This is a genomic window from Nitrospinota bacterium (assembly GCA_016217735.1).
GTDB lineage: Bacteria > Nitrospinota_A > UBA7883 > JACRGQ01 > JACRGQ01 > JACRGQ01.
Genome location: JACRGQ010000002.1, coordinates 1 through 6,478 on the forward strand (window position 1 = coordinate 1; position 6,478 = coordinate 6,478).

Here is a 6,478-nt window from a genome sequence, read left to right on the forward strand (position 1 = left end):
CGAACTGTTAAGGGGAAAACGGGTGCTGGTGGCGGATGACATCATAGACACCGGCGCCACGCTGGCGCTGGTGAAACAGATGGTGGCCGCCGCCGGGGCCGCCGATGTAAAAACCGCCGCGGTAATCAACAAGTACGCCGATAAATCCGCGCTGGGGGATTTTGTGGTGCATGACCTGAAATTCATCCACGGCCAATTGAAGAACAATGAGGGAAAGAAAGTGGATTACTGGCTTTTCGGCTACGGCATGGATTTGGGCGGCCGGTTCCGCGATCTCGACCACATCGCCTGGGTCATGGTGGAGGGGTAATCCTCCAACAACAGCGCATTTAACCCCGCTTCGCCTCCTGATTGTTGTCGGCAGGTGTGGCAATCCCGTATCTACCGATGCGGGGTGGCGATTGCGACGGCAAGCTGGCCGAGGGCGAGGCCGCCATCGTTGATCGGAACCTGCCGCGGCAAAAACATTTTGAAACCCCGCTCCGCCAGCAGCGGCTCCAGCTTTTTCAGCAGCAGCGCGTTTTGGAAGGATCCCCCCCCGAGGCAGACATCGTTGAGTCCCGTGATTTTCCGCGCCCACACACAGCTTTCGGCCACCGCCAGCGCGATGGTGTTGTGAAATTTCGCCGCGCCGATGCCGCGTCCCGCCTCCGTTTCCCCCAGGCAAGCCAGCTCGCGCACCATATGATCGAATTGCAGGGTACCGTCTTCGCCAATGCCGAAGGGGAACGCCTCGTCCACCGACGGGTCGGCGATGGATTCCAGCATCATCGGGGCCTGCCCTTCGAACGCATTAACCTGCCGCACCATTAATATCGACGCCACCGCGTCGAACCACCGCCCCGCGCCGGTCGAAGGCGGACAGTTGATGCCGGCGTCCACCATGCCGGTGATGCCGTCGATCTTCTTCTCCCCCACCTTCGCCACAAACGCGGGGAGCAGTTCCTTAAAACTCCCGCCGAATGTTTCATACAAAAGCGCGGCGGCCACGCGCCACGGCTCCTTCGCCGCCTTGTCGCCCCCCGGCAGTTTCAGCGATGGAAAGTGGCCCAGCCGCTGGAACTTCGCGTAGGAGCAGGCCAGTATCTCGCCCCCCCAGATCGTGCCGTCCGGCCCGTACCCGGTGCCGTCCAGCGCCACGCCGATCACTTCCCCTTCAAGGCGGTTTTCCAGCATGACGGATGCGATATGCGCGTGATGGTGCTGCACCTCCACCACCGGCAGGCCGAGCCGCCGCCCGTAATCGCCGCTCTGGTAGCGCGGGTGCATATCGACCGCCGCCAGTTCCGGCACGATGCCGAACAGCCCCTTGAAGTGCTCTATCGACTCGCGGAAATTCCGGTTCGCCTCGGCGTTCACCAGGTCGCCGATGTGCGGCCCCAAAAACGCGTTCTCCCCTTTGGCGAGGCAGAAAACGTTTTTCAGGTCGCCGCCGCAGGCCAGGATGGGGCGCATAACCTCTTTCGCCAGTTTCACCGGCACCGGCACAAAGCCGCGGCTGCGGCGCAATATCATGGCGTGCGCCCCGGCGATGCGGATGACCGGATCGTCGCAGCGCCAGACTATCGGGCGGTTGTGCGTGAGGTAATAATCGGCGATGCCGCCGAGCCGCTGCTCCATCTCCTCTTCGGTGAACACTATCGGCTCGTCGCTGATGTTGCCGCTGGTCATGACAAGCGCGGCCGGCGCATTCGCCGCGAAGAGCAGATGCTGCACCGGCGTATAGGGGAGAAAAACGCCGAACTCGCGCAGGCCGGGGGCGATCCCTTCCGCCAGCGCGGTTTCGCTTTTCTTGTTCACCAGCACTATCGGTTTTTTGCGCGAGAGCAGCATGTCCGTCTGCGGGCCGGTGAGGTCGGCGTATGCGGCGATATTCCCTATGCTGTCGCTCATCACGGCCAGCGGCTTGTCCTTGCGCATCTTCCGCTCGCGCAGCGCATCCACCGCCGCGCCGTTCCGGGCGTCACAGGCGAAGTGATACCCGCCGACTCCCTTGATGGCCAGAATCTTCCCTTCGCGCAATAGCCGCGCCGTCTCGCCGATGTGATCGGCGCACGGTATCTCCTCCCACTCCGCGCCGCGCAGCGTCAGCCGGGGGCCGCAGACCGGGCAGGCGTTCGGCTGCGCATGGAAGCGGCGGTTTGTGGGATCGTCGTATTCGCGCTGGCAGTCGGGACACATCGGGAACCCCGCCATCGAGGTGTAGGGGCGGTCGTAAGGGGCCTTCGTGATGAGGGTGTAGCGCGGCCCGCAGTTGGTGCAGTTGATGAATGGATAACGGTGCCGCCGGTCGGCGGGGTCCATCATCTCCCGCAGGCAGTCGGCGCAGACATCCCAGTCTTTCGAAATGAGCGGAACCTCGGCGCCTTCGGGATGGCTGGTGACGATGGTGAATCCGGTCTCGCCTTTCGGCGCGATTTGCGCGGATGCCACATGGTCGATGCGGGCGAGCGGCGGCGGATTTTTTTCAAGGTGGGCGATGAAGTCCCGGCAGGCGGCATCGCTCCCCTCGATCTCTATCTCCACCCCTTTTTTGCTGTTGAAGACGCTGCCGGCGAGCTTGAACATCGCGGCGGCGTTATAGACGAAGGGACGGAACCCCACCCCCTGCACCACGCCGCCCACTTCGATCTTCCACCGCACGTTGTTCATTTATTTTTATTTCCCGTCTTGGTTGGCAGGTACAGGTTTTAACCTGTACATTGGCGCATCGTGCCAAACAGCCCGGTGTCATCCTGAGCCGGAGGCGAAGTATCACTTTCCGGAAAGAGATTCTTCCCCTTAAAGGGGATGCCCGCGCCGGATTGAGAATTTATTCCGGCGCTCCCTTTCGTTGCACTCAGAATGACATGCATGAACAATTTTCACTGCCCCAATTCATGCGTTCGCCGGGCGTTTTTTCAGCGATGCCAGCCAAGCGCACCATTCGTCAACGCCGTCCCCTTTGGTGGCGGCGGTGAGGAAAACGCTCAGCGACGGGTTCACCTCCAGCGCTTCTTTCACGAAGGAGTCCGGCGAAACGTTCACATACGGCGCGAGGTCCATCTTGTTCAGCACCAGCGCGTGGCTTTTGCGGTACATGCCGGGATATTTTTTCGGCTTGTCCAGCCCTTCGGTGACGGAGGCCATAACCACCTTCCAGTCGTCGCCGAGGTCGAAGCTGCTGGGGCAGACGAGGTTGCCGACGTTTTCGATGATGAGCAGCTCCATCCCGCGCGGCGCGGCCTCCAGCGCCCGTTCGATCATTCCCGCCTCGAGGTGGCACGCGCCGCCGGTGTTGATCTGCACCACCCACTCCGCCCCGGCGTTCTCCACGCGGCGCGCGTCGTTGTCGGTGGCGATGTCCCCCTCGATGACGCCGACGTTTATTTTCCCGGCGAGGCGGCGGACGGTTTCTTCCAGCAGGGTGGTCTTTCCCGCGCCGGGGCCGCTCATGATGTTCACCACCACGGTGTTGTCCGCGATGAGCTTTTGCCGGATGCGGGCGGCCGCCACGTCGTTCTTTTCCAGTATCTTTTTTTCGATGAGGATCGTGCGGCTCATTCTATCTCCAGTTCCTTGACGTAGAGTTCGTCACCGCCTTTGGGAAACACCGGCGCGCCGCACGAGGGGCAGGAAAAATCGTATTGCCCCGCCTCGAAGCTTTTGCCGCACGCGCCGCAGCGGGCGTTGGCGGCGGTCTCCTTTATCACCAGTTCGGCGCCGCTGGCGATGGTATCGGCCTTTACCGCGTCGAACGCGAAGCGGAGCGCGTCCACCGACACGCCGGACATTTTTCCCACCACCAGCCCAATGCGCAGGATTTTCTTCGCGTTGTTGGCGGCGGCGTTTTCAAGCGCCACGGCCATCATCGATTGCGCCACCGAAAGCTCGTGCATGCGTCCATTGTAGCCAAAGGAGGCGCGCCGCGCCACATCCCACGCTCTGGTCATCCTGAGCGTAGCGAAGGATCCCTTTCCGGAATGGAGGCGCGGAATGGTAAAGAAGCCGCATGCCATGCAGAGCATGGCGTCGGCGGCGTACTATCCGCGCCGGGAGTCCCCTTCAAGGGGAAAGGGATTCTTCGTCGCTTGGCTCCTCAGAATGACAAGGCGGGGAAAACCTGTGGCATACTGAAGGCATGGGTAAAACAGCGGTTATCCTGCTGGCGGCGTGTTGCGCGCTTTCCTTCGGCGCGCCGGCGTGGGCCTGCGGGTGCGACGCCAAAGCAAAAAAACTTTCCTTTACCGAACGGGCAAAAAAATCGTCGGAAAAAATCGCCGCCAACGCGGAAAAACTGAAAAAGAAGGTTGCGGGAAATTGACCCTTTTCACCGCCCCCGCCTGATGGCATACTTTTTCACATGAAAAGCGGAATCATCGTTGCAACCTTGCTGGTTGCCTGCCTCGGCGCGGCCGCGTGGGCGGGGGAGAAAAAGGACGCCCCCAAAGACGACGGCAAAGATCACAAAGTGATGCACGGCGTGCGCGACGGCGGCAACAAAGCCAGCGCCGGCATCGGGAATTTCCTGAAACCGCTGGTCAAGCCGCTGGACGAAAAAAGAAAGCAGCGGAAAAAATAACGCGGGAATTTCTACGGGGTCTTTTTCCCCGCCTGGCTCTCCTGCAACTTTTTCATCATCTCATCCCGCAAACCGGCGAGAGCCTTGTAGGGCGCAAACTGCGGACTTTCCATAAGCTTCGGATTTATGTAGATCGCCTCCATCAGGGTGAAGGCGGCCTGCGCCGGCTCACGCATCGCCACATACGCATTTGCCAGATCGCAGAGTATCCACTCGCGCCCCTGGGGGTGGACGGCCAGCAGGGCGCGGTAAACATCCACCGCTTCATCCGCGCGCCCCGCCTCCTTCAGCGCGGCGGCGTGGCGCAGGCCGGCGCTTTTCATGTTCTCCACCACGATGTCCCGGTCCGGTATGTCGAGGCGGAGCAGTTCGCCGTAAATCTCGAACGCCTTGCCGTGCTGCCCGTTCTTGCGCAGTTCCACGGCGAAGTTGTTGAACGCCGGCCCGGCGTGCTCCGTGTCTTCGGCGATGACCTCGCGGAATATTTTTTCCGCCTCGCGGTACTGCCCGTACCGGGCCATCAGCACGGCCTCCTCGATGCGGGTTGCGGCGCTCACGTCGGAGATCATCCCCTCGCGCGCGCGTATTTTTTCCAGCGCCATTTTGGCGAAGGCGGCCATCTCCTCCTCCTCGGCGGGCAGCCCCAGCCCGCGGATATCCGCCGCCGCCAGCGCCATCAATATCGGGGCAAACGGTATCGACGGCAGATTTTCGGGGGTCTGCAAGTTGTCGTCTTCCATTTTCTTCACCTGCCCGGCCGCCTGCCGCAGATGTTTCATGCCGTCTTCAAACCACTGCTTCGCCTTGGCCTTGTCCCCGGCTTGCATGGTGATGGGCACCAGCGCGAGGCAGCACTCGCCGATCTTGGCGTACGGCGCGGGGGAATTTCTCGCCAGCCGCGCCGCCTCGCGGTAATCGGCCAGGGCCGGCATAAATTTGCGCGTTTTGTAATAGGCGTCGCCCCGGTCCATCAGCGCGCCAAAGTCCGGCCCCATCTCGATAGCCTGGCTGAAAAAACCGATAGCCTCTTCGAAGTCTCCCTTCGCCAGCGCCGCCTCCCCCCGCGCCACCAGTTCCTTGTAGTTTTTCACCTTCGCCGGCTCTTCCTCGTAATCCTCGCCCAGATCGAGCGCCGATATTTTGCCGGTGCTGGTTTGCGACTGGAAGAGACCGTTGAACTTTTCCAGTTCCTCCATAACCTCCTGCAGCGTGTGGTCGATCGGCGCGCCGGGCGCGAGGAAAAACGCGTACCGGATGCCGAACGCGCCGAGGTGCTTGAACATCTCCATTTGTTTGGAGCTGCTGATCGCGCCGAAAAAAACCGGCAAAAGTCCCTCAAACGTGCATGCGGGATCGGCCAGCTTTATTTCGCGCAGCAGGTTAATGAGATTGAACTCGGTGAACTTCGGGCGGAAGTGGAGGATCAGCAGGTTGCCGCCGTCCAGCCATTTGATGACGTTGTGGATGAGCACTTTAATCTTCTGTTCCGGCTGCGGATGCGGAATGAAGCCGGTTTTGGCGAGCACATCGGTGAGGTCGGCGGTGATCTCCCCTTCCTCGAATTTAAGATAGATGTGTTTATAATTCTCGCGCAGGAATTCCAGCTTTTGCGCGTACTGCAGCGGCAGCCGCTGCTTGACCGGCAGGTTTCTGAGGACGTCGGGCGAGGGCGCTTTCAGCCGCCCCGACGCCGTCCTGGGGTCTTTCGGTTGTTCCGCCATGACGCCACTATAACATCACGCTTTGCCAAACACCCGGGTGGCAATAATGCTTTTCTTGGTAGATACGGTCTTGCGCGTCAAGCGGTTTTCATGTGCAATTTCGGGTTAAAGGCGGTTTTGTTTTTAAGTATGCCGTAGGCGATGTGCAGCAGTTTCCGCATGACGGCGATAAGGGCCACTTTTTTCGGTTTTCCCG

At 61.0% G+C, this 6,478-nt stretch carries 8 protein-coding genes; 3 read left to right on the forward strand and 5 right to left on the reverse strand.

Annotated elements, in window-relative coordinates; all coding sequences use genetic code 11:
* A partial coding sequence (locus tag HZA03_00180; GenBank protein MBI5636366.1) for a hypothetical protein occupies positions 1-310 on the forward strand: 310 nt, incomplete at its 5' end.
* 71 nt (positions 311-381) lie between these two features.
* Here the strand turns inward: HZA03_00180 and hypF are convergent.
* From hypF to hypA, 3 genes are all read right to left on the reverse strand, one after another.
* On the reverse strand, positions 382-2,652 hold the full coding sequence (gene hypF / locus HZA03_00185; protein MBI5636367.1) for a carbamoyltransferase HypF: 2,271 nt from the start codon (positions 2,650-2,652) through the stop codon (positions 382-384).
* A gap of 225 nt (positions 2,653-2,877) precedes the next feature.
* On the reverse strand, positions 2,878-3,543 hold the full coding sequence (hypB, locus tag HZA03_00190) for a hydrogenase nickel incorporation protein HypB (GenBank protein ID MBI5636368.1): 666 nt from the start codon (positions 3,541-3,543) through the stop codon (positions 2,878-2,880).
* Positions 3,540-3,878, reverse strand: a complete 339-nt coding sequence (hypA, locus tag HZA03_00195; GenBank protein ID MBI5636369.1) for a hydrogenase maturation nickel metallochaperone HypA — start codon at positions 3,876-3,878, stop codon at positions 3,540-3,542. The genes hypB and hypA overlap by 4 nt, the downstream gene beginning before the upstream one ends.
* A gap of 242 nt (positions 3,879-4,120) precedes the next feature.
* Between hypA and HZA03_00200 the strand changes: the two genes are divergently transcribed.
* Both HZA03_00200 and HZA03_00205 read left to right on the forward strand, forming a co-directional pair.
* Positions 4,121-4,303 (forward strand): hypothetical protein, encoded by a 183-nt coding sequence (locus HZA03_00200; protein ID MBI5636370.1) that lies wholly within the window; start codon positions 4,121-4,123, stop codon positions 4,301-4,303.
* Between the two features lie 39 nt (positions 4,304-4,342).
* The gene (locus tag HZA03_00205; GenBank protein MBI5636371.1) at positions 4,343-4,561 is read left to right on the forward strand and encodes a hypothetical protein; all 219 of its coding nucleotides are present in this window, start codon (positions 4,343-4,345) and stop codon (positions 4,559-4,561) included.
* A gap of 11 nt (positions 4,562-4,572) precedes the next feature.
* On the opposite strand, the gene HZA03_00210 is transcribed toward HZA03_00205, so the two are convergent.
* Positions 4,573-6,282, reverse strand: coding sequence for a hypothetical protein (locus tag HZA03_00210; protein ID MBI5636372.1), 1,710 nt, complete (start codon positions 6,280-6,282; stop codon positions 4,573-4,575).
* A 77-nt stretch (positions 6,283-6,359) separates the two neighbouring features.
* The coding region (locus HZA03_00215) for an IS110 family transposase (protein MBI5636373.1) at positions 6,360-6,478 on the reverse strand (119 nt) is incomplete at its 5' end.

Excerpts from the sequence above, each read along its gene's own strand:
- HZA03_00205 (MBI5636371.1), top strand. The coding sequence starts at position 4,343 with ATGAAAAGCGGAATCATCGTTGCAACCTTGCTGGTTGCCTGCCTCGGC.
- HZA03_00200 (MBI5636370.1), top strand. The coding sequence starts at position 4,121 with ATGGGTAAAACAGCGGTTATCCTGCTGGCGGCGTGTTGCGCGCTTTCC.
- hypF (MBI5636367.1), bottom strand. The coding sequence starts at position 2,652 with ATGAACAACGTGCGGTGGAAGATCGAAGTGGGCGGCGTGGTGCAGGGG.
- hypA (MBI5636369.1), bottom strand. The coding sequence starts at position 3,878 with ATGCACGAGCTTTCGGTGGCGCAATCGATGATGGCCGTGGCGCTTGAA.
- HZA03_00210 (MBI5636372.1), bottom strand. The coding sequence starts at position 6,282 with ATGGCGGAACAACCGAAAGACCCCAGGACGGCGTCGGGGCGGCTGAAA.
- hypB (MBI5636368.1), bottom strand. The coding sequence starts at position 3,543 with ATGAGCCGCACGATCCTCATCGAAAAAAAGATACTGGAAAAGAACGAC.